The organism is Roseovarius sp. YIN77, from assembly GCF_057219155.1.
In genome coordinates, this window is sequence record NZ_JBXVVI010000001.1 from 755844 (window position 1) to 777805 (window position 21962).

At 52.0% G+C, this 21962-nt stretch carries 20 protein-coding genes; 12 read left to right on the plus strand and 8 right to left on the minus strand.

Annotation, left to right across the window (positions count from 1 at the left end; translation table 11 throughout):
- Positions 1–2: 2 nt before the first annotated feature.
- On the minus strand, positions 3–1688 hold the full coding sequence (locus AC2D8P_RS03640) for an NAD(P)H-dependent oxidoreductase subunit E (protein WP_484700532.1): 1686 nt from the start codon (positions 1686–1688) through the stop codon (positions 3–5).
- Positions 1689–1871: 183 nt separating this feature from the next.
- Here AC2D8P_RS03640 and AC2D8P_RS03645 point away from each other — a divergent pair, with 183 nt between their 5' ends.
- Entirely contained in the window at positions 1872–2105 is a 234-nt protein-coding gene (locus AC2D8P_RS03645) for a sulfurtransferase TusA family protein (RefSeq protein ID WP_484700603.1), read from the plus strand.
- Here AC2D8P_RS03645 and AC2D8P_RS03650 read toward each other — a convergent pair.
- From AC2D8P_RS03650 to AC2D8P_RS03665, 4 genes are read right to left on the minus strand one after another with little or no spacing between them, the layout of a single operon-like run.
- Positions 2102–3385 (minus strand): molybdopterin-binding protein, encoded by a 1284-nt coding sequence (locus AC2D8P_RS03650; RefSeq protein ID WP_484700534.1) that lies wholly within the window; start codon positions 3383–3385, stop codon positions 2102–2104. The two genes, AC2D8P_RS03645 and AC2D8P_RS03650, sit on opposite strands and share 4 nt — an antisense overlap.
- 3 nt (positions 3386–3388) lie before the next feature.
- Positions 3389–3883 carry a molybdopterin-guanine dinucleotide biosynthesis protein B gene (mobB, locus tag AC2D8P_RS03655; protein WP_484700536.1) on the minus strand — a complete coding sequence of 165 codons (495 nt, stop codon included), beginning with the start codon at positions 3881–3883 and terminating at the stop codon, positions 3389–3391.
- The gene (gene mobA / locus AC2D8P_RS03660) at positions 3880–4491 is read right to left on the minus strand and encodes a molybdenum cofactor guanylyltransferase MobA (RefSeq protein ID WP_484700537.1); all 612 of its coding nucleotides are present in this window, start codon (positions 4489–4491) and stop codon (positions 3880–3882) included. The genes mobB and mobA overlap by 4 nt, the downstream gene beginning before the upstream one ends.
- Positions 4491–5357 (minus strand): formate dehydrogenase accessory sulfurtransferase FdhD, encoded by an 867-nt coding sequence (locus AC2D8P_RS03665; RefSeq protein WP_484700539.1) that lies wholly within the window; start codon positions 5355–5357, stop codon positions 4491–4493. The genes mobA and AC2D8P_RS03665 overlap by 1 nt, the downstream gene beginning before the upstream one ends.
- A gap of 63 nt (positions 5358–5420) precedes the next feature.
- On the opposite strand from AC2D8P_RS03665, the gene AC2D8P_RS03670 reads away from it, so the two are divergent.
- Positions 5421–5936: a DUF2478 domain-containing protein gene (locus AC2D8P_RS03670; protein WP_484700540.1), complete on the plus strand. Its 516-nt coding sequence runs from the start codon at positions 5421–5423 to the stop codon at positions 5934–5936.
- A 14-nt stretch (positions 5937–5950) separates the two neighbouring features.
- On the opposite strand, the gene AC2D8P_RS03675 is transcribed toward AC2D8P_RS03670, so the two are convergent.
- Positions 5951–6787, minus strand: a complete 837-nt coding sequence (locus tag AC2D8P_RS03675) for a LuxR C-terminal-related transcriptional regulator (protein WP_484700542.1) — start codon at positions 6785–6787, stop codon at positions 5951–5953.
- 572 nt (positions 6788–7359) lie between these two features.
- Between AC2D8P_RS03675 and AC2D8P_RS03680 the strand changes: the two genes are divergently transcribed.
- The 10 genes from AC2D8P_RS03680 to AC2D8P_RS03725 all read left to right on the plus strand — a co-directional run bounded on the left by AC2D8P_RS03680 (position 7360) and on the right by AC2D8P_RS03725 (position 17631).
- Positions 7360–7569, plus strand: a complete 210-nt coding sequence (locus tag AC2D8P_RS03680; protein WP_484700544.1) for a Flp family type IVb pilin — start codon at positions 7360–7362, stop codon at positions 7567–7569.
- Positions 7570–7655: 86 nt separating this feature from the next.
- The gene (gene cpaB, locus AC2D8P_RS03685) at positions 7656–8465 is read left to right on the plus strand and encodes a Flp pilus assembly protein CpaB (RefSeq protein WP_484700545.1); all 810 of its coding nucleotides are present in this window, start codon (positions 7656–7658) and stop codon (positions 8463–8465) included.
- A gap of 42 nt (positions 8466–8507) precedes the next feature.
- Positions 8508–10049: a pilus assembly protein TadG-related protein gene (locus AC2D8P_RS03690; protein ID WP_484700547.1), complete on the plus strand. Its 1542-nt coding sequence runs from the start codon at positions 8508–8510 to the stop codon at positions 10047–10049.
- Positions 10050–10054: 5 nt separating this feature from the next.
- Positions 10055–10600 (plus strand): TadE/TadG family type IV pilus assembly protein, encoded by a 546-nt coding sequence (locus AC2D8P_RS03695; protein ID WP_484700548.1) that lies wholly within the window; start codon positions 10055–10057, stop codon positions 10598–10600.
- 17 nt (positions 10601–10617) lie between these two features.
- The gene (locus tag AC2D8P_RS03700; protein WP_484700550.1) at positions 10618–11226 is read left to right on the plus strand and encodes a TadE/TadG family type IV pilus assembly protein; all 609 of its coding nucleotides are present in this window, start codon (positions 10618–10620) and stop codon (positions 11224–11226) included.
- 20 nt (positions 11227–11246) lie between these two features.
- Complete coding sequence (locus AC2D8P_RS03705; RefSeq protein WP_484700551.1) at positions 11247–12449, plus strand: CpaE/TadZ family protein; 1203 nt, start codon at positions 11247–11249, stop codon at positions 12447–12449.
- Between the two features lie 16 nt (positions 12450–12465).
- Positions 12466–13854 carry a TadA family conjugal transfer-associated ATPase gene (locus AC2D8P_RS03710; RefSeq protein WP_484700552.1) on the plus strand — a complete coding sequence of 463 codons (1389 nt, stop codon included), beginning with the start codon at positions 12466–12468 and terminating at the stop codon, positions 13852–13854.
- Positions 13851–14819, plus strand: coding sequence for a type II secretion system F family protein (locus AC2D8P_RS03715; protein WP_484700554.1), 969 nt, complete (start codon positions 13851–13853; stop codon positions 14817–14819). Before AC2D8P_RS03710 ends, AC2D8P_RS03715 begins: the two co-directional genes overlap by 4 nt.
- A gap of 15 nt (positions 14820–14834) precedes the next feature.
- The gene (locus AC2D8P_RS03720; RefSeq protein ID WP_484700555.1) at positions 14835–15830 is read left to right on the plus strand and encodes a type II secretion system F family protein; all 996 of its coding nucleotides are present in this window, start codon (positions 14835–14837) and stop codon (positions 15828–15830) included.
- 382 nt (positions 15831–16212) lie between these two features.
- A complete protein-coding gene (locus AC2D8P_RS03725; RefSeq protein WP_484700605.1) occupies positions 16213–17631 on the plus strand; it encodes a mannose-1-phosphate guanylyltransferase/mannose-6-phosphate isomerase in 1419 nt (472 codons plus the stop codon).
- Positions 17632–17792: 161 nt separating this feature from the next.
- On the opposite strand, the gene AC2D8P_RS03730 is transcribed toward AC2D8P_RS03725, so the two are convergent.
- Positions 17793–19532, minus strand: coding sequence for a hypothetical protein (locus AC2D8P_RS03730; RefSeq protein ID WP_484700557.1), 1740 nt, complete (start codon positions 19530–19532; stop codon positions 17793–17795).
- A gap of 424 nt (positions 19533–19956) precedes the next feature.
- Positions 19957–21192, minus strand: coding sequence for a glycosyltransferase (locus tag AC2D8P_RS03735; RefSeq protein WP_484700559.1), 1236 nt, complete (start codon positions 21190–21192; stop codon positions 19957–19959).
- Positions 21193–21962 lie beyond the last annotated feature (770 nt).

Below are 21962 nucleotides of genomic sequence, written 5' to 3' on the forward strand. Positions count from 1 at the left end.
TCTTACACCTCTTCCGGGAAGTGTTTCATTGTCAGGCGGATCGGATTTGGTGCCGCTTGGCCCAGACCACAGATAGACGCATCGCCCATCGCACTGCACAGCTCTTCCAGCAGCCCCTGATCCCATTTGTCGGCCTGCATCAGCTTTACAGCTTTCTCGCAGCCCACACGGCACGGGGTACATTGGCCACAGCTTTCATCCTCAAAGAACCGCAGCATGTTCAGCGCGGCCTGTTTGGCACTGTCATGATCAGACAGAACCACCACCGCGGCAGAGCCGATAAAGGTGCCATGCGGTTGCAGCGTGTCAAAATCCAGCGGGATGTCAGACATCGACGCAGGCAACAGGCCAGAGGACGGGCCGCCGGGCTGATACGCCTTAAACGCATGACCATCCAGCATACCGCCACAAGCCTTGATAATATCGGTGATGGTCGATCCGGCAGGCAACAGATGCACACCGGGGTTCTTCACCCGGCCAGACACGGAATAAGACCGCAGCCCCTTGCGCCCGTTATGTTCGACCGATGACAGGATTTCCGGCCCTTCGCGGCAAACCTTGGTCACCCAATAGAGCGTTTCCACGTTGTTCACCAAGGTCGGGCGGTTGAAAATCCCTACCTGCGCCACAAAAGGCGGACGGTGACGCGGCAACCCGCGTTTGCCCTCGATCGATTCAATCATCGCGCTTTCTTCGCCACAGATATAGGCCCCGGCGCCACGACGCAGATCAATATAGCCGGGTTCCACGATGCCCGCATTTTCCAACTCAGCGATCTCTTTGGCCAGAATATGCAGCACGGCGGGATATTCATCGCGCATGTAGATAAAGCAAGTTTCTGCCTCTACCGCCCAGGCGCCAATCAGCATCCCTTCCAAAAATGTATGTGGCTCCCGCTCTAGGTAGTAGCGATCCTTGAACGTGCCTGGCTCGCCCTCATCGCCATTGACGGCCAGATAACGTGGGCCAGCCTCAGCCCTGACAAAGCCCCATTTGCGACCTGATGGGAAGCCGGCACCGCCCAAACCACGCAGACCGGATGACAACAGCTTGTCCTGAATCTCTTCGAAATTCCCGTTTTCGCGAATGTCTTTCAGGGTCTCATAACCACCATCGGCCACATAAGCGGCAAAATCCTTGTAGTTGGGAATTTCGGCATGGAAATCACCGCTGGCAATCACCTCTTGCACCAATTCAGGCGTGGCATTGTCGATATGGCGATGACCGATTTCCAACACCGGTGCGGTATCACAACGGCCCATGCACGGCGCGCGCAACACCCGGATCTTGGCGGGGTCCATGCCGTCTTCCAGTGCGGCCTTCAACTGTTCCGATCCGGCCAGTTCGCAAGACAGGGAGTCACACACCCGGATGGTCAGATCAGGCGGCGGAGTTTCCTCTTCGCGGATCGGATCGAAATGGGCATAAAAAGTTGCAACTTCCCAAATCTCGGCCATACCAGTGCGCAGCTCTTCGGCCAGGGCACGCAGATGCGGGGCAGACAGATGGCCGTATTTGTCTTGGATCAGGTGCAGAAATTCGATCAGTAGATCACGACGACGTGGCCGATCGCCCAGCAATTCGCGCACTTCTGACCATGCCTGATCATCAAGCTGACGACCCTTGGGCGTTCTGCGCCCCTTACCTTTGCCGGATTTCCAGACCCCGGATTGATTGTCCAATGCCATATGCCTTGCCTTTGCTGGGTGATTCAATGCGACCGCACCGAAGGATATCAACCTTGATGCCCCTTTTTACGATCTCGCGTCAATATCAACATTCCGTCAAGCGATAGGGAATTCCTATCGAAGCAACCGTGATCTGTATCGTCATAGCTGGACAACTTCTGCGGGCCGAACTACGTGTTCGAAATGATTTGGGATGAAGAGATAGACGCAATCGGGCTATTGTGCCCTCTGCCCGTGCTGAAGGCACGCAAGCGGTTAAAATCCATGGCCGCAGGTGACGTATTGCGCTTGATCACCACAGACCCCGCAGCACGCATTGATGTGCCGCATTTCTGCAATGAATCAGGGCATGAGTTGATTGGATCGGAACCCGCGGGTCAGGCGACTGCCTATCTGATTCGCAAAAAACCTGCCTAAACCCCAAATCCCTCATAGGGCAGAAATCGCACCATCGTGCTGGGCTCAACCACCATCGCCTCATCCGGCAGTTCCACTAGCCCCGTCGCCCAGGACAAGCCGCTGATCCGGCCTGATCCTTCCGACGCAAATACCTCCGCCCGGCCCTGATCATCTAGCCGCGCGCGCAGATATTCGCGCCGCCCGGGCTTTTTGTTCTTGGAAAAGGCCGCAGGCACCTCAAACGCCACGGGTTTCACCCATCCGGCCCCGGCCAACACCGACATGGCTGGTCGGGCAAAGATCAGCGCACAGACAAAGGCCGCCACGGGATTGCCCGGCAAGCCCACAACCGGCACGCCGTTCCACATCGCCAGCGCGAGGGGTCGCCCCGGTTTTAATGCGATGCGCCAGCTGGACAAATCACCACCCTCCCGCAGGATGCGGGACACATGATCCTCATCCCCGGCAGACGCCCCACCAGAGGTCAGGATCACATCCGCCTGATCCGCACCTCTGTCCAACGCGGCAGAAATCAACGCCGGATCGTCAGCCACATGGCCCAGATCAACCGGCTGATACCCCCAACGTTCGACTAGGCTTAGCAACATGGGACGATTGGCATCATAAATGTTATGCAGCCCGGCCTCTGCCGCTGGATCGGACAGCAACTCGTCCCCAGTGGACAAAACCCCAACCCGCAATTGCCGAAAGACCTGAACATGCGAAATCCCCAACGCCGTCATCAGTGCAATATCGGGTGGGCGGATTAGATGACCGGTTGGCAGCGCAGGCTGACCCGCCGCAACATCCTCCCCCGCTTCACGCGTATTGGCCCCGCGTTTGACCGGCCCGTCAAAGGCGACTGTCGCGCCATCGGTTGCACAGTCTTCCTCCAGCACAACAGTATCCACCCCAGCGGGTACAATCGCCCCGGTCAGAATGCGAATAGCAGAACCATGCGGCACCTCACCTGCAAAGGGTTGCCCGGCCGCCGCACGTCCATCCACCAGGCGCAAGCGTTGTACGCCCTCGCCCGTCGCCGCATGGGCAAAGCCGTAGCCATCGACAGCTGAATTGGCCGCTGGTGGGTTAGACCGCCGCGCGATACATCCCTCGGCCAGAACCCGGCGCAATGCCTGATGAACCGGTAGTTCTTCCTGCCCCGTCACGGGGTGGAGGCTGCCCTTCAGCCGCGCCAATGCCGTATCGACCGGTATCCATTCCACCCCTTGCGGCATGGCAAAACAGTCATTGCGCAATCTGGGTGGGGTCAGCATAGGGTCAGGCTCCGTTGGCATGGTTCACATTTCCAACTCTGACAGTATGAAATCGGCAATCGCGGCAGTATGATTCAGGTCAAACACTGGCAAGGTCATATTCGGATGCACACTGTCAGAGGCCACGGCCCGGATCGTTGGATTTTCACCCGCCATCAGGCCATGCCCTGCCTCTGCCCGATGACATTCGATCTTGGAATGCGGTTCATGTTTAAACCCTTCAATCAAAACCAGATCAACCGGGCTGAGCCGCGCAATCAGTTCTGGCAAAGTCGGCTCAGCCTGCCCGCGCAGCTCGTGCATCAACGCCCAGCGATGCGGGGTCGAGAGCAAAACCTCCTCTGCCCCGGCATCGCGATGACGATAACTGTCGCGACCGGGCTGATCAATGTCAGCCTCGTGATGGGCATGTTTGATGGTCGAGACGCGAAAACCGCGGCCCGTGATCTCCGTCACCAGGCGTTCCATTAACCCTGTCTTTCCGGTGTTTTTCCAACCAGTGACGCCATAAACTTTCATGTCACCCCCTGCCCGATCAGTTCTTCGGCGGCCTCAATATCCGCGGGCGTATTGATGTTGAAAAAGGGATCAAAGGGCTCTGATGAAAATTCTACCAATCCGGCCTGATGCTGATCGGTCCACATGACGATCTTGCGCAGGCCCGATTGCAAGGCCGCCCGCAGGTCATCACGCAACGCCACCGGCCACAGGCCAAAGGTCGGCTGTCGCCATAGCTTGCCATCCGCATCCAGGCTGGCCGCCAGCGCCAATCCCGATGGGCCCCGAACCGCCCATAGCCGATCCACCAGATCACGCGGAAAAAACGGCGTATCCGCTGCTGCGGTCACAATATGATCAGCCCCTTGGGCATGTGCCCAATCCAAACCGGCCAACACCCCGGCCAAAGGCCCCGGATGATCCGGCAAACTGTCGGCCAGAACCGGCAGGCCCAGATCATCAAACCGCGCCGGATCACCATTGGCATTCAGCGCAAGCCCATCGCACTGGGCCCCCAGCCGTTCAATCACCAGATCAATCAGCCGCCACCCCGCCACCTGGCGCAAGCCCTTGTCGCCACCGCCCATACGGGTCGCACGACCACCTGCGAGGATCACTCCGGGAACCATTATTCCGCCCCCTTCCGCCGATGCTTGCGATCCTCATCGCCCACACCAGACAGATCCGCATCCCAGATCAGGCGATCCTCCCCCGACAGGCACAAAAACCGTTGCCCGCGTAGGCGGCCGATCAAGGTCAGCCCAACCTGCCGGGCAATTTCCACCCCCCAGGCGGTGAAGCCCGACCGCGATACAAGGATCGGGATGCCCATCTGTGTGGTCTTGATCACCATTTCTGACGTCAACCGCCCGGTCGTGTACAAAATCTTATCCTCGGCGCTTTCCTGATGGCTGAACATCCAGCCCGCGACCTTATCCACAGCATTGTGGCGGCCGACATCCTCCATATAAATCAGCGGTTCTTCCTGCCGGCATAAAACCGTGCCGTGAATGGCGCCCGCCGTCAGATACAGAGACGGCATCATGTTGATCTGCTTGCTCAAGGAATACAGCCAACTTGTCCGCAGCTCTGCCGGGGGCAGCGTGATACCGTCCAACCCCTCCATCATGTCACCAAAAACCGTGCCAACCGCACAGCCAGAGGTGCGGGTCTTCTTTTTCACCTTCTCTTCATAGCTGGTTTCACGTTCGGTCCTGACAACGATCACCTCCAGATCGTCGTCATAGTCGATACCGGTCACCACATCTTCAGCCAACAACATGCCCTGATTGCGTAAAAACCCCAGCGCCAAGTAATTCGGATGATCACCGATGGTCATTGCTGTCACGATCTCCTGACTGTTCAGGAATATCGTCAGGGGTCGTTCCTCCACCACGCGCTGCTCTACGCGCGCACCGGTCTGGTCCACACCGGTTACCGGGCGGGTCAGGGCAGGATCATCGGGATTGGGGAACAGGGTTTTGATCCGGGTCATCGCTTGTCGTTTCCTCAGCCGCTGAATAATGTAGCCAAACGAAATGAGCCGCAAGGGGCAGACATGCTGGGAGTTTTCACCGCCCCGGGACAAGGGGTCGCAGATCAATTGCTGCTGGATGTGGCGGCAGAGCTTCAGGCCGTGAACATCCGGCTGGCTGGGGCCGTCCAATGCAATATCGATCAGGAAGGCCTGACCAGATGCGATATGCTATTGCGCCTCTTGGACAGTGGGGAAGAGATCGGCATCAGTCAAAGGTTGGGTTCAGGCTCCACCGGGTGCAGGCTTGACCCAGAGGGGCTGGAACGCACTGTCGGCCTCGTCGAGGCATCGCTGGAACACAGGCCGGATTTATTGATCGTCAACAAATTCGGCAAACAAGAGGTCAGCGGTCGCGGCTTTCGCCCGGCCATCGGGACGGCGCTCGCAGCTGATATTCCGGTGCTGGTGGTCGTGAATGCGAACTATCTGGAGGCCTTTCACAGCTTTTCATCTGAAATCGCCGCAACGCTTGCCCCAGAAAAAAGCACCATCTTACGATGGTGCCTTGATGCTGTTCAGGCTGCGCAGGCAACTTAAAGCCTGCCGTTTGGTTAGCCGGCTTTGCGTGCTGGCTCCGCCACGGGATCGGATTTCAACATATGCAGCAATTCCACATGCCCGCCGACCCCGGCCTTAAGGTATATTGAATGCATATGCGAACGCACGGTCGAAACCTTTACGCCCAGCGCCTCGGCAATGGATTTGGCCATCAGACCTTCGCGGATCAATGTACAAACCCGAAATTCGCAACGCGTCAACCCCAGCGGGTTTGATGCATCCAACGCGGCAACAACTTTCTCCCGCTGCAAGATACGGGTCGGTTTCGCCCGGGTCTGCAAATAGGCCTCGTGCGCTGTTCCCGGCAGGCGCGCCATCCAGGATGACGCCAAAGTGGTGCCCAGCGCCGTCAGCAACGCAGCATCCTTCTGACGAATTTCAGAGGACGAATAAAACTCCAGATAGTCTGAATGCTTGTCTTCACTGCTCAACCGGATCACGCCGATATCGCTGATCGCGTTCTGCGACAAAATCCGGTTGGTGTGAATCTGTTCAGACATGGTGATCGCACCCTCGCGCACCAATTCAGAATACAGGATGAACGCGCCGTCTTTCATCACATCCAGATAATCGCCAAACACGTCATGGGCGAATGTCACGCGGCTGCGCGATATCAGACTATTGGCAGAAGGATCCGCAATCGCGATCTTTTTGGCCACTGGATTTCCAGGCGTAAAGCGCAGCAAAACCGATACATCGTTGTTGCTGACAGCCCGCAAACGATCCAGCACTGTGGTTAGTTGGCCATGCCCATGCAGTGCTTCGGCCCAATTTGCCACTGCCCCGAAGCCCGAAGAATAGTCAATTTCAAAACCTGATTCAAAACGCATCACGATAACCTTTTAATCACTAGGCCGCTAAATTCGACCTGACCATAATACTCTATTGTGAAACCCCGGCAATTATCCGCCAAGCACCTCACCCTTCTATTGTGTCCTTTTTCCCGCAAAAGACACATGCGATTCTGCGATAACACGGCAAAGTTTTCTACAATTTTTTGTTTTATTGTTTGTTTTCAATTAACTACGATGCCCTTGGATCATCAACATTCCTACCCGTCAGTAAGTATCGTTTCAAGACTACCGACATTTACCTTAATTCCGCCACATTGTTTTCGGCATATCGTCGGGATTTTCATCCGAATCCCCGATTCGCGGCAAATGCTTGTCCAGAATCACCCAGAATCGGGAAAATGATCGCGATTCCCCTCAGGTTTTGACCCATTTACGGTTGCAGTCTCGTAAATTTACAACCATGAGATGTATTTCTCCATCACCTGCTTGAAGCACTCCCCGACGACCCAGCGTAAACTGATTTTGATTTCGGGCATCACCTGCCGAAGTCCTGCCAGCTAAGTGTTTCACCTGGCGGATTTGTAAAACAACCTCGAGGGGAATACCCAATGATTACCAAACTATTTACTCGCTTTGCAAAAGATGAAGACGGCGCTGCTATGGTCGAATACGTTGTGGCTTTGCTGGTCGTTGTCGCAATCGGCATCACCGTTATGACTGCGATCGGGAACAACGCAAATGCGATCACCACAAAGACTTGTTCCGATTTGAGTCAAGGCGTGGTTAATGCGGGACTTTCAGCGGTAACCTGCAATTAATAAGTTTCGGCCGCGTCTTCCATTACGGTTAACGCGGCCGCTAAAACTATTTTAGTGTCCGACATTTAAAATTTCAGGAGACACCAATGCGCATCAAATCTTTCCTCATCACCATTCTTGGTGTCGCTCTGGCGGGGGGGTCCGTCTTGATTGCCAAAGACTTCCTGACCCAACAGCGTGGCGCTGCAGAAGCTTCCATTCAACCTGCCACCGTTAACGTCGTCGTCGCACGGCGCGACATTGATTTTGGCCAACCCATTGGCGCTCAAGTTCTACGACTGCAACCCTGGCCTCGCGATGCTGTTCCGAGTGGCGCGTTCACTGACATAAGCCAGCTGATTACAGGCAACGCATCTGAAGAGCGTCGTGTTCAAGACAAGATTTTCGAAGGCGAAGTTATTTTGGCGTCAAAAGTCTCTGCCCCAGGTGGCCGTGTTTCGCTAGTGCAAAAAATAACTGAAGGCATGCGCGCCATGTCAATCAGCGTGAACGCTGTGACAGCGGTCGCGGGCTTTGTGTCCCCCGGCGACCGCGTCGATATTGTTCTGACACAGAACATCGGCGGCAGTATGAAAGCTGGTACCTTCTTGCAAAATGTAAAAATTATTGGTGTCGACCAGCAATCCGAAGAGAACTCGGGGCAACCTATTGTTGCCAGAACGATTACCGTTGAGGTGACGCCAGAGGACGGTAATAAACTCGCGCTTGCCCAACGGGCCGGCACGCTCAGCCTGACTCTGCGCACAGTGGACGCCGTTGATCAGGAAGTTTTGGATCTGGTTGATCTACAAGACCTGTTTGGCACCAGAGAGCCAACCAATGAGACCAAAAACCGCAATAAAACCATCACGGTCCGCCGCGGCGTCAATGCGACGGAAGTGAATGTAAGCCAGTAAAGATCGTTCTAAACCAACATATTAAACAGAGAGAGATATCCCATGAAACCCGCTGCCCGTCATTTCAACCGTTTTGTCCAAGACGAAGAAGGAACAGCAGCAGTTCTCTGGGTCATCTCCTTGGTCGCGGTCCTGGGTCTTGCCGGGGCCGGTTTTATGATTGGTAAAATGGGCCGAACCCACGCGGAGTTACAGACATTTGTTGATTCAGTTGCGCTTGCCGCTGCGGGCGAGCTTGATGGCCGTACTGACGCTCGAGCACGCGCGACATTCGCCGCGAACAATCTAATTTCTGATTACAATTCTTACGGGATCGGGACCGATTTGGATACGACTCTCGATCAGGATGATTTTATCCTAAGATTCCTCAACGGATTGCCCCCCGAAGACACCGTAGCAATCCCTGGTTCTTATACCGCGACGACCGACGCAGACGCATCGCTTGTACAAGTGACCGCTCGGCCTCATACCGTAAGTGCTACCCTGATCAGGGGGCTTTGGGCGTTGATTGGTGAATCTGGAAACAGTGACCCACAACTTTCGGCGACAGCCGTTGCTGGTTTTGCCCAAGCTGCCTGTGACATCACTCCACTTATGTTCTGTCTCCCATCTCCTAGACCTGATCCGGGTGACATGATTTTGTTGAGCAGCGGTCAAAAAGGTTCGGACCCGTGGGGTTCTGGAAATTTTGGCTTCATCGACCTCAATGATTTCAAAGATGCCAGCGGTATTTGCTCCGAAAGTGGCCTCCCGACACTGGCCTGCTTGATCGCAGCACAGGACAATATCACAGAATGTGTACTGCAAAATGGTATTACAACTGAACCTGGGGTTAAGAAAGGGATTACGGCCGCCGCATTTAACGTGCGGTTTGACATATATCAGTCCACTCTGAATGGTCAAAGTAACCACCCTGCATTTGCGCCAGCACCAAACACAATCAGAGGGATCAAGTCTGGCAATGGTGGATCATGTATCCAGGGTAACGAAGCCGTTTCTGATACAATGGCTCTACCTCGGGACACATGCATGATAAACGGTGATTGTCCCGGGGGCGACAATCGGTTCGGAAATGGTATTTGGACTGAATCAGCATATGTTGCGGCTAATCATGGCGATGCTTCAGCTTTGGATGGTTTCACAAACTCAATACCAGCCGAATATGTTGGGATGCGTTATGGCGTGTATTTGAAAGAGATTGCCCTTGGCAACACAAACCTCAATGATCCAGATGTCAACAGCTATACTATTCTTGATGAAACAGCATATGCGGGCGATCATGGTCGGCCGGAATGTGCACCTGCTGCCAATATGTCAACTGATCCTAAGCGGCGTGTTGTTGTTGCGGCAGGAATTGACTGCACAACTAACCCAGTCAACGGTACGACAACTAATGTTCCCGTCGAACAATATGTCGAAATTTTTCTGACTGAACCGGTTGCGGAAAACGGAGAATCCCAAGACAAAGAAGGTCAAAATGGACCAAAATTCGATATTTACGGTGAAGTTATAGGATTTCCTGGACCTGCCGGAGGCGGCGGAGCATCGGCAATATTCCGGGACCTTGTCCAACTCTATAGGTAAAAAGAATGCAAATGAACGGTTACATAGGTAAGCTAGAACCATTGTATCGCTTCATGCGCGACGAGCGTGGGGCGGTTTTGGTGGAGTTTATTATCACGCTCCCGCTAATGATACTGTTTTTTGCGATCATCGTTGAATCCGGCCGTATCTTCTGGAGCTATCAAATGGCAATTTCAGGTGTGCGCGATGCAACCCGCTACATGTCTCGCGTTTTGCCTCTTAACAGCTGTCCTAATCAGGTTATCACCCCTGTTGCTTTGGGGGAGCCCCATTTAACCACAGTAACTGAAATAGTGTCACGTGATTATCGTTGGGCTCAGGCAACGGTCGGGAATGTGTTCCCCACCAGCATCACGGTCAATTCTGTGACACCGACTCTCGATTGCAGCGCACTGCCGAATTACTATCGCAACGGAATTCCACCAGTTGTGACCGTCACAGCTATCCTGACTGTGCGCTTTCCGCTCGCTCCCCTGTGGGAGTACTTCGGCGGCGTACCTTCAATTGGCTCGGCGATTGTAATTGATCAGGCAAGGGTATTTGGTCAATGAGTGTAAGAGTTTCATGGATGGTCAATCGTTTTGCAAAAGATGAGGATGGCGCGGCGGCAATTGAGTTTGCAATTGTCGTTGCGCTCATGTTTTTTCTACTTTTCGCGATTTTCGATTTTGGCCGCATTGCATTGTCACAAATCATGGCGGAAAACGCAGTAGAGCTGGCCGCGCGCACCGCAGTCGTCCGGCCGCCAGCTTGTCCTAATGTTCCTAATATACACGACAAAGATGGCACATCCGTCCCGCCATTCCGATTTGGCACTTCATGTTCGGTTGATGGTGCCTGCGTTAACGGCGGCCTCCAAACTTGCACTTTGGACGTCAACAACGCGACAGCAAATGAAATCTGGAACCGTATTCGGGGTCTGGTACCACCTGGAACAACACCTGCCAACGTTACATTTTCATATCAATATAAAAAAGAGCTTGGCTTTTCGGGTGGTCCTTACACCCCCCTCGTTACGGTCGACATAGATGCGCCCAACTTTCAGTTTATCTCACCCTTAGGCGGGCTTGCGCGGATTGCAGGCGCGATAAATCCGGGGCTCTATAACAGCTTCGACTACCCACTTTTCACAACCACACTCCCCGGCGAAGACCTGAATCTTGGAACGGGTGGCTGAGCAGTGAATTGGAGAATGACATGAACAACAAAAACAACTCCATACTGATCGTATCAGAAAACAAAACGTTTACGGACGCCGTCTCTGATTTCTTCAGCGGCTCTGGTGAGGCAATCCATAGTGAGCTGTCACGCTTTCAGGAAATAAATGGCAAGGCCATTGAGCTGGCTTTTCGAAACGATGTCGTATTGTTCGAAGCCGCTCCTGAAGATGAAAAAGAAATGGCCGCTCTAGAAAATCTGCTGGGTCAAAATGAGGGTGATACAGTTTTCCTAGGGCTATCCGATGGCGAAATGTCCATCCGCGACGCACGCAAACTACGCCAGATCGGCGTGGATGATGTGTTGCCTTTATCTATAACCAGCACCGAACTGAAAGAAGTCATCGATGATTTGCTGGCGAAGCAACGCAAAGTTGTTCCAACCTCCCCCGCTTTTTCAAGAGAATGCAGAGTGATTTCAGTCGCGCAGGCACGTGGTGGCATTGGTTCCACAACGGTCGCGGTCAATATTGCGCTGAAGCTTTTAGGGACCAAAGGCACATTCAAATCCAAGCCGCAACTTAAGGTCGCTCTTTTGGATCTTGATCTGCAATTCGGCAATGCCAGTGTGCACCTGGATTTAGAAGACAACCGCGGTTTTGAACGGTTGGTCAGCGAAGATATCGATCCGGACATCCAATATTTAAAAAATATCATGCAAGCCCATCCGAGCGGGTTGGATGTGTTGAATGCCCCCTCATCCATCGTGCCCTTGTCGTCTGTTCGTCCATTGATGATTGCGGCCATTTTTGATGAGCTGCAAAAAGAATACGACTATATCGTCGTTGATCTGCCCCGCGCATTGGTGGATTGGTTAGAACCTGTCATCGAGCGCACCAGTGTCTTGCAAATTGTCACCGACACATCCATCCCCAGCATTCGTCACACAAGACGTCTGATGAATTTTTACCGCGAAGCTCAGATCGGCCTACCCGTTGATTTAATTGTAAATCGCGAAACGAAGCGCCTGATGAAATCGGTCCAGCAGAAAGAGGCCGAAAGCGTTCTAGAGCAGGAATTTAACCATTGGCTGCCGGATGATCCCAAATCATCACGCAAGGCAGTCGATCTTGGCCAACCTGTTGTAGAGAGCGCGCCTCGCTCTCCTCTCGGACGCGCTTTGACCAAACTTGCCCAAGCCACGGCAAGCGCCGATGCTCAGCGCGACACAGCGAAACACTAAGTGAAGGAACGGTAACATGTTTAAAGATTTCAAAAAACGCGAGTCGAGCAAAGACAGCAAAGTCGTTCCCATCGCCGCCGCTAAAAAACCGGATGTGAAAGCCTATGCAAAGCAGGATCTGGACGCAGCCATGCTGGCCCGACTGGAACTCAAAAGCCGATTGCATGGTGAATTGCTCGATCGCTTGAACCTGTCTGTCATAGACAAGGTCGAACGCTCCGAACTGCGCCGCCAGATTGCCGGGTTTGTTTCGCAATACCTGAACGATGAAGGAACGCCGCTTCGTTCCGAAGCGTTTGCAGAACTGATCGACGAATTGATCAACGAAGTGATGGGTCTGGGGCCACTCGAACCCCTTCTGGCCGACCCGACCATCAACGATATTCTGGTGAATACTCATGAAAATGTCTTTGTCGAACGTTTTGGCCTTCTGGAAAAAAGCACGGCTCGTTTTCATGATGAACGCCACCTGCTGCGGATTATCGACAAGATCGTTTCGCGGATTGGCCGCCGTATTGACGAAAGCCAACCTTGGGTCGACGCCCGCCTAGAGGACGGAAGCCGTGTGAACGCCATCATCCGCCCGTGTGCGGTGGACGGACCATCGCTTTCCATTCGGAAGTTCTCTCGAAACCCGCTGACCTTGGAACGTCTGATCGAACAGGGCAGCCTGACAGAAAACGCATCCAAATTCCTTAAAGCACTGGTTCAGGCCCGCCTGAACATCCTGATTTCCGGCGGTACAGGCTCGGGTAAAACCACCATGTTGAACGCGGTATCAGCACATATCGATCCAGATCACCGGATCGTCACGATCGAAGATGCGGCCGAACTTCAGCTCCAACAAGAACACGTGGTTCGCCTGGAAACTCGTCCGCCAAATATCGAGGGTAAGGCCGCCGTCACCCAGCGTGACTTGGTACGCAACGCATTGCGTATGCGTCCTGACCGGATCATTGTGGGCGAGGTGCGCGGCGCCGAGTGTTTCGATATGCTCCAGGCCATGAACACCGGCCATGATGGCTCGATGACGACGGTGCACGCCAACTCCGCCCGTGACGCGCTGGGCCGGGTGGAACAAATGGTCACCATGATGGGCGCGGACTTGCCGCTCAGAACCATCCGTTCACAAGTCGCATCTGCAATCCAGGTCGTGGTGCAGCTCTCTCGTCTGAGCGACGGCCGCCGCCGCGTGATGTCCGTTTCAGAGTTGTCCGGGATGGAAAACGACGTGATCACGATGCAAGATTTGTTCGTCTTCAAACGTCAGGGCCGCGGCGAATCCGGCGAGGTTCTTGGCGAATTTGTCTCGACAGGTATCCGTCCAAGATGTGCAGACCAACTTCTCGCAGCGGGCGTCGACTTCGATTTAGGCATCTTGAAGAGTGATCGGATAAACTCATGAGCCTGGAATTTCTTGAAAGTGCGGAAGTAAGTTTTTTCTTCTACATTGCGGTCTTCGTCGGCTGTTTGTTGGTCTTTGAAGGCCTGAGACAATTTCTGTCTCGTGAGGAAAGCAAAGATCAGGCTGTAAACCGCCGAATGCGCATGATCAATCGCGGTGCAAAACCAGAAGATATAGAAGCGGCAATTTTGGGGGCTAATCGGTCCCTTGGCGATCAACGGTTTTCAGCCCGCTTTTCGCGTATACTAAATCAAGCCGGATTTAGAATTGGGTTTTACAGGTTCCTAATCGGAACCGTTGCGTTCTCCTTCCTCCTCTTCGTTCTCGGGGCTCAGGTTCTGCCCCCTTCGACGTCGTTGATAATGTCGATCATGATCGGATTATTTGTGCCATTCTTGATTGTTGTCTCGATCCGTTCAAGACGGATGGCCAAGTTGACGGCCCAGTTGCCTGATGCGTTGGACCTCATGGCCCGAGGATTGGAAGTCGGGCACCCGTTAAGCGTCACCGTAGGCAGTGTGGCAACCGACATGCCGGATCCAATCGGCTCTGAGTTCGGGATGATTCAAGATCAGGTTAGTTTTGGTGATGACATCAAGGATGCTTTCGCTGATTTTGCTGATCGTGTAGATGTCGAAGATGTCCGCTACACTGCAGTGAGTGTCGGCATTCAACACGGAACAGGTGGCAACCTGGGGCATGTTCTTCGAGTGCTGGCTAAGGTTATTCGCGACCGGATGATGATGCGCAAAAAAATCAAGGCGATTAGTGCAGAGGGCAGGATCAGCGCCTCTATCTTGTCCATCGTTCCGTTTATCATGATTATGATCGTCAACCTTCTGACACCATCCTTTTATGGCGATGTCATGGGTGATCCAGCGTTCATATACTTGGCCGTTGGCAGTCTCGTGCTGATCCTGTTGCAGGCTTTGATCCTGTTTCGAATGGTCAGTTTCAAGTTTTGATGAAAGGGCAAAGTTATGCCGGAGCTTATTCAAGAATTCATCGACAAAACTGGAATTGGTATAGAAATCATCGCATTGGCTGGCGTGGGTTTAGGCGTATTGGTGCTGGTTTTGGGTATCTCCTCTATGCTATCGGGTCCGACCACTGAGCAAAGACGCATGCGTGCAGCAGGCAGCCAAGGCGGCACCGGAGATGGCTACAGTGTTCTTCGGCTCGATGACAACGATCCGGATGGTCTGTTAAGAGCACTCGTCCCACGAACTTCCAAGGAGCGCAGTGAAATAGCCAAAAGATTGCGCCGAGCTGGTATACGTCGGACAAACGCTGTTCAGACTTACTACTTGGCGAGGACGGTCATGGGGGTGCTACTCCCAGGGATATTTGTAGGCCTCGTTTTCCTTCCGCAAGAAATCGCCATCCCCGCAGTCATGCGATCGTATTTCGACAACCTGTCATGGGTTCAGACATTTTATGTCATGACGTTTTTGACATTGGTCGGGTTTTTCTCACCTGCCCTTTGGCTTAAAGCTAAGCTGGATGAACGAAAGCTGGCTATAGAACAATCGCTACCCAATGCTTTGGATCTGTTGACGGTTGCGGTCGAAGCTGGCCTCGGATTTGACGCCGCAATGACACGCGTTGCTCATGAATTGCGAATTGTTGCCCCGCAAATCTCCGATGAGTTCACTATTTTACAACTTGAACTACAAGCAGGTAAGGATCGGCAAAAGGCTTTTCTGGATATGGCAAATCGTTGCGACGTGAGTGAAGTTTCAGCGTTCGCAAACGTAATTGTGCAATCGATGCAATTCGGGACGAGCGTTTCCGATGCGTTAACAAATTACGCAAGGGAAATGCGCATTACCCGCGAACTCAAGGCTCAAGAGAAAGCTAATAAACTTCCAGTGAAGATGTCAGCTGTTCTTGCAGGTATGACGATGCCGGTGATGTTGATGATCACTCTGGGCCCAGTAATGATCCGCTGGGTCAGGATGTTTGCCGAGTATTGAATGCAATGGATGGTATTTGCTCCAATAAACAATGTGCATTTTGGAGAAGTTCCCAAGATTTCTCTCCTGGTAGCTGCGTACAATCATATAGTGATGATAGGGATTTCATTCACTTGGCGCATTAGCGTCAGAAGTTTCTTGCATCCTAACTTCCATTAAACGAGTAGAAAAATCATTAGTATCAGCGATCGCATAAGCAATGGTTGAATTGGACAAGGCAAACAAAAGTTTAGCCAGCAACATGAAAGATCAGTTAACCGTAAACTCCGTTTCCCATCCCTTTAACATGTCACATTATTTTCTTGAATAGGCCAAAGATTATGTGAACCACCAAGGTAAAACAAACAATCAGCTTCTAGAAATCAACTCGAGGAAAAACTCATTGATTACACCCGTCCTTCTTTGCGGTGGTTCAGGCACAAGGCTTTGGCCTCTTAGTCGCCAGAGTTATCCCAAACAGTTTTCTTCGCTTACTGGCGACACATCTCTGTTTCAAGCCTCTGCACAGCGACTCTCTGGGGAAGGTTTTGCTAGCCCCATAATAGTGACTAATTCTCAATTCCGATTCATTGTCACCGAGCAACTGGCCGAGATTGGCATCGACCCCGGTGCCATCTTGATTGAACCCGAAGGACGCAACACTGCACCGGCCATTTTGGCAGCTGCATTCTGGCTAGAACAGAGCGATCCGGACGCGCTTATATTGGTTGCACCTTCAGATCACGTTGTCCCTGACCCCCACGCGTTCCGATCTGCCTTCGAAGCTGGAACCGAAGCCGCCCTTTCTAGTCAACTGGTAACTTTCGGCATATCCCCGACCCACGCGGAAACCGGTTATGGCTACCTCGAACTGGCTGCAGAGATAAACGGAACATCGCCCGTGGCGCTCAAGCGCTTTGTCGAAAAGCCTGACGCAGCGCAAGCCGAGGCCATGTTGGCCGATGGTCAGTTCCTTTGGAATGCCGGTATTTACCTATTTTCGGTAGAAACCATTCTGGAGGCACTCCGCACCTTTGCATCTGACCTGATTGTCCCGGTGAAAGCCGCGGTTGAACACGGCAAACCCGACCTGGGTTTTTTACGACTGGACCCAACGGCATGGGCTGGTGTCGAAAATATATCGATCGATTATGCCGTGATGGAGCGGGCCGACAACCTCGCGGTCGTACCTTATTCAGCAGGTTGGTCAGATCTGGGCGACTGGGACGCGGTGTGGCGTGAATCAAAGCAGGACGCCCACGGTGTGGTTACCTCGGGGATGGTCACATCCATCGATTGCAATAATACTCTGCTACGCTCTGAGGACGAAAGCCTTGAGGTCGTCGGCCTTGGCCTCAAAAATATTATCGCTGTTGCGATGCCCGATGCAGTTCTGGTTGCGGATGCCTCCAGAGCACAAGACGTGAAACAGGCCGTGACCACCTTGAAGGCAAAATCCGCCCTACAAGCGACCGAGTTTCCGAAAGATCACCGACCATGGGGCTGGTTTGAAAGTCTTGCCATTGGCGATCGTTTTCAGGTGAAACGAATCGTTGTCAATCCCGGCGCTGCATTGTCCTTGCAAAGCCACCACCATCGGGCTGAGCACTGGATTGTGGTTAAAGGCACCGTCAAGGTTACAATCGACGACGAAGTAAAACTGGTCAGCGAAAACCAATCCGTCTACGTTCCACTCGGCGCAGTCCATCGTATGGAAAACCCAGGTAAAGTTCCGATGATTCTGATCGAAGTTCAGACTGGCACATACTTGGGCGAAGACGACATTACCCGATATGAGGATATCTATGCTCGACAGAAATAAGCTTGCACAATGCGCCTACATCACGAATCCTTGCGGATATAAATGCCAATTTAGTGCTCCCTGAATAATCTTTTCTGAGTCGATGTAGCTTCAGACATTCGGTTACCGCAGGGCCGGCCAAAGGATTACAGACCGGAATGATTGCTCGATTGCCACACCTATCAACATGATTCAAAAGCTTTTTGTTTTTCCATTATGCTGTCCGACTTCAAATTTGGGTGCCTTTCGATCAATCGGATGCCTAGGGCGGCATATTCTTCCGGCTCTGGAACAACAACATTGTACGTTTCACATAGAGTACTGATTTGTTCAGCCGATAGCGCCCGACCGTCCATCAGGATTGGTCGGCTTGTGGCGATAGGTGAATTACGCGGGATGTCCTCACCGCCCCAAACACGATCGCTATTTATAAGCACTACATCCCCATTTATTTCCGACAACATCGCTGTAGCTTGCGCATAGGGTGTAACCACTCTTTCAATTTGCACTGCCCGAAATGGTATTAGCAACAGCGGAGCAACGATGAGACAGGCTGTAACCCAACTTAGATAGATTTTGTCAGTCCGATCCTCGCGTAATGCGATCCAGCCAGGAATTGCCAACAATGCCAGATGCCCCAGAAGGCCATGCAAATACCGATAACCCCATCCATAGCCTTGATCTGGCATTAGTATTGGGTAGGGCATTAAACTGATCACGAAGCTCCAAATCAGCAGCATAAGTATTCGATTTTGCCTCTGCCGCCTCCATCCAAGTAATAGCAGCGGCAACAGCGCCAGACTTTGCCATGCCAGCATCCGAACCAAGTCAGCGGCAACATTTGCAAGATCTGCTGCATTAGGAATCTTCGCCATGGCTATGGCCCGCTCGAGTATTCCGGGAACTTGACGGGCAGCTCCAGGCACCGCACTCTTCACTATAGCGACCACGCTGTTGAACGACACCCAATCCCAAGCGAGAATAGATAGATGTCCGATCAGATAAATCATTCCGTAAGTTATCATTGCCCGAAACTGAAAGGGACGCAGCAGAGTGAGTAAAAAAGGCAACGCAAAAAACAGATGAAAATGAATCTGATGCAGCGACGCGGTGATCACCCCGACGAGAGCCGCCAAAACATGACTGGTGAAGCGACCATTCAAAAACAAGGTCAGCCACAGAAGATTAAAAAATAGATGTGCCGACATGGCATAGCTCGTCATAGCCGCTGCCAAAGCTTGTTGGGACGTCGCCAATAACAGGGCGGCTACGACCGGTGCTTCTGCCTGATTTGGAAAGACTTGCTTTGCCACCCGGGCGACCAAAAGTACTGCCCCCGCATTAAAAAATGCCGAAGTGTAGATGCCTAATCCCACAATTTCGAAAAGACTGTAAATAAGCGACATGCCTGGACGGTAGTTGCTCGCCAGTCGCCCCGTCATTGCATCATAGCTGGCAAAACTCTGATACATTGCACGCCCATAAGGGCGCCACTCTTCAGAAACCTCCGCCCCTAACCGACCCGATAGAAAAATTTCCGCCTGCAGTCGCGTCATCCACTCATCCGTCGACAGCGCATAACCGTGATAAATCAAATGCACGCCTATTATGGACAATATGAAACTGCACCCGGCCAACTTAAATGGATGCAATTTCGTAAGAGACAAGCTTATCAATTGACGGCTGACCGGAGGCATTAACACCAAAATTGCAAGCAACCAGGCACAAATAAACACAGCCGCAAAGCCCGGCAAGTCTACCCAGACATACAGATATCGAGAAATGTTAGATGACCCATTGAACAGAGCGATCAGAACCACGCCAAACCCGAACATTACCCCCAACAAACAAAGGTTCAGAATGATTTTTCGAAAGTTGTTTGACCGGGCCGCTTCCGCATCTGGGCTCGATAGCTTTGACATTATATAATCTATCGCCTCGAGTTGCAGGGTTATTCACAACTTAGCGATTTCTATTCTTGGTAAGACAGAGGTTAATCGCAATTTGCCTTATATTTTTTTAGTGTGTGTCGGAACTATCAGCCTACGAACACCTTCTGGTAATCTACTTATTTAAATAGCTGGTGATTGGCATTATCTTGTTTGGCAATTGGCAGTTATTCATCATGTGTAAAATGAGTTCAGATTGAAAAAATCAAGTATGAGTCCAATACGCTAAATGTGCCGCATCCTTGCCAACCGATCGTTGTTTCTTCAGCTCTAGAGCTTTCATCGACGATACACATAAAATCCAGAACAGAATTTATCTGTGACACGAAAGGACAAATATGTACCTATGCTAGAAAATTTTCTCGGTTGCCTAATAACTCCATCATAGCGCCTATAATTAGTCTAGCGTTTCTCGAATTTCTGACGTGAAAAGCTTCGCTTCAGCAATCGCTTCTTTCATTTCCTGCAAGAAACGGTTGCTTGATATATTTGGGACCGAGTCCGCGACAGTCTGGGGGGCAAAACTGGTCGCGTCAAACGTCTTCAAAACATCGGCAAGCGCCTCACCGGTCTGGGTGTCAAAAAAACAACCGTTGATGCCTGGCAGGATATAATCCAACGCGCCCCCCGCGCGATAAGCAATCACGGGCACACCGCTTGCGATGGCTTCGATCGGAGCAATGCCGAAGTCTTCCCTTGGCGGAAAGAGCATAGCGGCACACTCTGCAAACAGGGTACATAGTTGATCATCCGTTGTTCGACCAAGGAAAGTGATCAACCCTTCAAGATCTGGATCTCTAGCAACGGCAATTTGAACTATCTCTTCTAGATTCCGCTGTAGTTTCGGATCCGTAGCTGAACCTGAAATCACCAATGGCTTACGTGCCAGAAGACAGGCCCGAATTGCCACATCGACCCGCTTCTGAAACGTCAAGCGCCCGTGATAGAGAAAATATTCTCGTGGATTTCGATCTACAGTGGTAAACCGCTCCACATCCACTGGTGGAAACACTACCCGTGCCTCAACATTGTAAAATTTACGCAGCTTTTCTTGCACATAACTACTGTTACAAAGCCAGATCGGATTGTGACGCTTCAATCTTCGAACGCCTAGTTGATCAAGCGGCCTAAGAAACACGTTGAGCAGTTTCATCCCACCGCGCAGTATCCATGGAATAGCGGCCAAATCTTCTTTGGTGACTAGACCTGGGTATAGCCATCGGGTTGGAGTATGCACATACACTACTACAGGTACGCCTTTTGGCACATGGATAAGTTTGGATTGAGCACAACTAGATACGATCACCGCATCGTGTTTTTTGGTGCGTTGAAAAAAGGCCACAAAGAAATACAGCCAGTAGAAATGGTATAGGGTTAGTATTTTAGTCAGTGATGGGACTGAAGGCAGGACTTGGGCTAAGCTGGATCTAAGTCGCCCCTCTTTATTGGCCTTGTCTAAAGCCGGATAACGAGGCAGATTTTTGGGATCATAGATAGTCGTATAGATTGTAGTGTTGAAAAAACCTGAAGCAAGTAAATTCACTACAGCTTCAGCACCGCCATCAAATAGAAAATCGACGGTAACACCCAGATCAACGCTGCGTTCTGTGCTGACGGCTTCGTCTATCCGCATGATTTAACTGCCGTTCGTCGCTCTGAATTCTTGTCTTAACCCGAAAGAAAATACGTTTCAATCGATCGCATACCGAGGCTCACTAACTCTCCTAGCCTACGAGATTCACTATCATAGTTATCACAGAGGAAGCAAACTTCATCCGTTGAAAGCGTGAAACAATCCATTCACATCGTTTGGACTGATGCAGCTGGGGAATTAGGCAAGATATCATCGCCGAATGAGACGCGAGAACTGTTGAAGAACTCAATATGCGCCTGCCAGTCCCAGAAACCTTATTAGAGAAACCGCAAATCAATGGTATCGAAACTGAGGGCTAGACACATAAACGGCAATATTTTCGTTATGGCTGGATGCAAGATCTGCACTCTGACCTCTTCAACTAAAATTCTTCTGACAGTGCCTCAATTAGCCCACAATATCACTGAACTTGCGATACAAATCCTCAGCCTCATCATACAGTATTGGATTATATTGCACTGGCAATGACTGATCCTGATTCGAATGGAAGTAGCGTAAGAATTCCATTGCACCAGGGCGCAGGTCCAAAGCGGCGCACAAGCTCTCCATGCTGCTCTGAGGAGATGATCGAAGTGCATCTTTGGAGTTGGAGTTGGAGTCCCCCCGGTTTGAAGGACGGTTATGGGCTTAGAGATTCCAGCCCTTCAGCGGCGGTCCTTTCGTAGTTGATGGGTGACTTATACCCCAATGCCGAGTGTCGGCGAGAGGGGTTGTACCAGCCTTCGATGAACTCGAAGCAGGCGATACGG

Bases quoted from the DNA above. Each gene is read 5' to 3' on its own strand.
- AC2D8P_RS03640 (WP_484700532.1), bottom strand. From the start codon at position 1,688: ATGGCATTGGACAATCAATCCGGGGTCTGGAAATCCGGCAAAGGTAAG.
- AC2D8P_RS03645 (WP_484700603.1), top strand. From the start codon at position 1,872: ATGATTTGGGATGAAGAGATAGACGCAATCGGGCTATTGTGCCCTCTG.
- AC2D8P_RS03650 (WP_484700534.1), bottom strand. From the start codon at position 3,385: ATGCCAACGGAGCCTGACCCTATGCTGACCCCACCCAGATTGCGCAAT.
- mobB (WP_484700536.1), bottom strand. From the start codon at position 3,883: ATGAAAGTTTATGGCGTCACTGGTTGGAAAAACACCGGAAAGACAGGG.
- mobA (WP_484700537.1), bottom strand. From the start codon at position 4,491: ATGGTTCCCGGAGTGATCCTCGCAGGTGGTCGTGCGACCCGTATGGGC.
- AC2D8P_RS03665 (WP_484700539.1), bottom strand. From the start codon at position 5,357: ATGACCCGGATCAAAACCCTGTTCCCCAATCCCGATGATCCTGCCCTG.
- AC2D8P_RS03670 (WP_484700540.1), top strand. From the start codon at position 5,421: ATGCTGGGAGTTTTCACCGCCCCGGGACAAGGGGTCGCAGATCAATTG.
- AC2D8P_RS03675 (WP_484700542.1), bottom strand. From the start codon at position 6,787: ATGCGTTTTGAATCAGGTTTTGAAATTGACTATTCTTCGGGCTTCGGG.
- AC2D8P_RS03680 (WP_484700544.1), top strand. From the start codon at position 7,360: ATGATTACCAAACTATTTACTCGCTTTGCAAAAGATGAAGACGGCGCT.
- cpaB (WP_484700545.1), top strand. From the start codon at position 7,656: ATGCGCATCAAATCTTTCCTCATCACCATTCTTGGTGTCGCTCTGGCG.
- AC2D8P_RS03690 (WP_484700547.1), top strand. From the start codon at position 8,508: ATGAAACCCGCTGCCCGTCATTTCAACCGTTTTGTCCAAGACGAAGAA.
- AC2D8P_RS03695 (WP_484700548.1), top strand. From the start codon at position 10,055: ATGCAAATGAACGGTTACATAGGTAAGCTAGAACCATTGTATCGCTTC.
- AC2D8P_RS03700 (WP_484700550.1), top strand. From the start codon at position 10,618: ATGGTCAATCGTTTTGCAAAAGATGAGGATGGCGCGGCGGCAATTGAG.
- AC2D8P_RS03705 (WP_484700551.1), top strand. From the start codon at position 11,247: ATGAACAACAAAAACAACTCCATACTGATCGTATCAGAAAACAAAACG.
- AC2D8P_RS03710 (WP_484700552.1), top strand. From the start codon at position 12,466: ATGTTTAAAGATTTCAAAAAACGCGAGTCGAGCAAAGACAGCAAAGTC.
- AC2D8P_RS03715 (WP_484700554.1), top strand. From the start codon at position 13,851: ATGAGCCTGGAATTTCTTGAAAGTGCGGAAGTAAGTTTTTTCTTCTAC.
- AC2D8P_RS03720 (WP_484700555.1), top strand. From the start codon at position 14,835: ATGCCGGAGCTTATTCAAGAATTCATCGACAAAACTGGAATTGGTATA.
- AC2D8P_RS03730 (WP_484700557.1), bottom strand. From the start codon at position 19,532: ATGTCAAAGCTATCGAGCCCAGATGCGGAAGCGGCCCGGTCAAACAAC.
- AC2D8P_RS03735 (WP_484700559.1), bottom strand. From the start codon at position 21,192: ATGCGGATAGACGAAGCCGTCAGCACAGAACGCAGCGTTGATCTGGGT.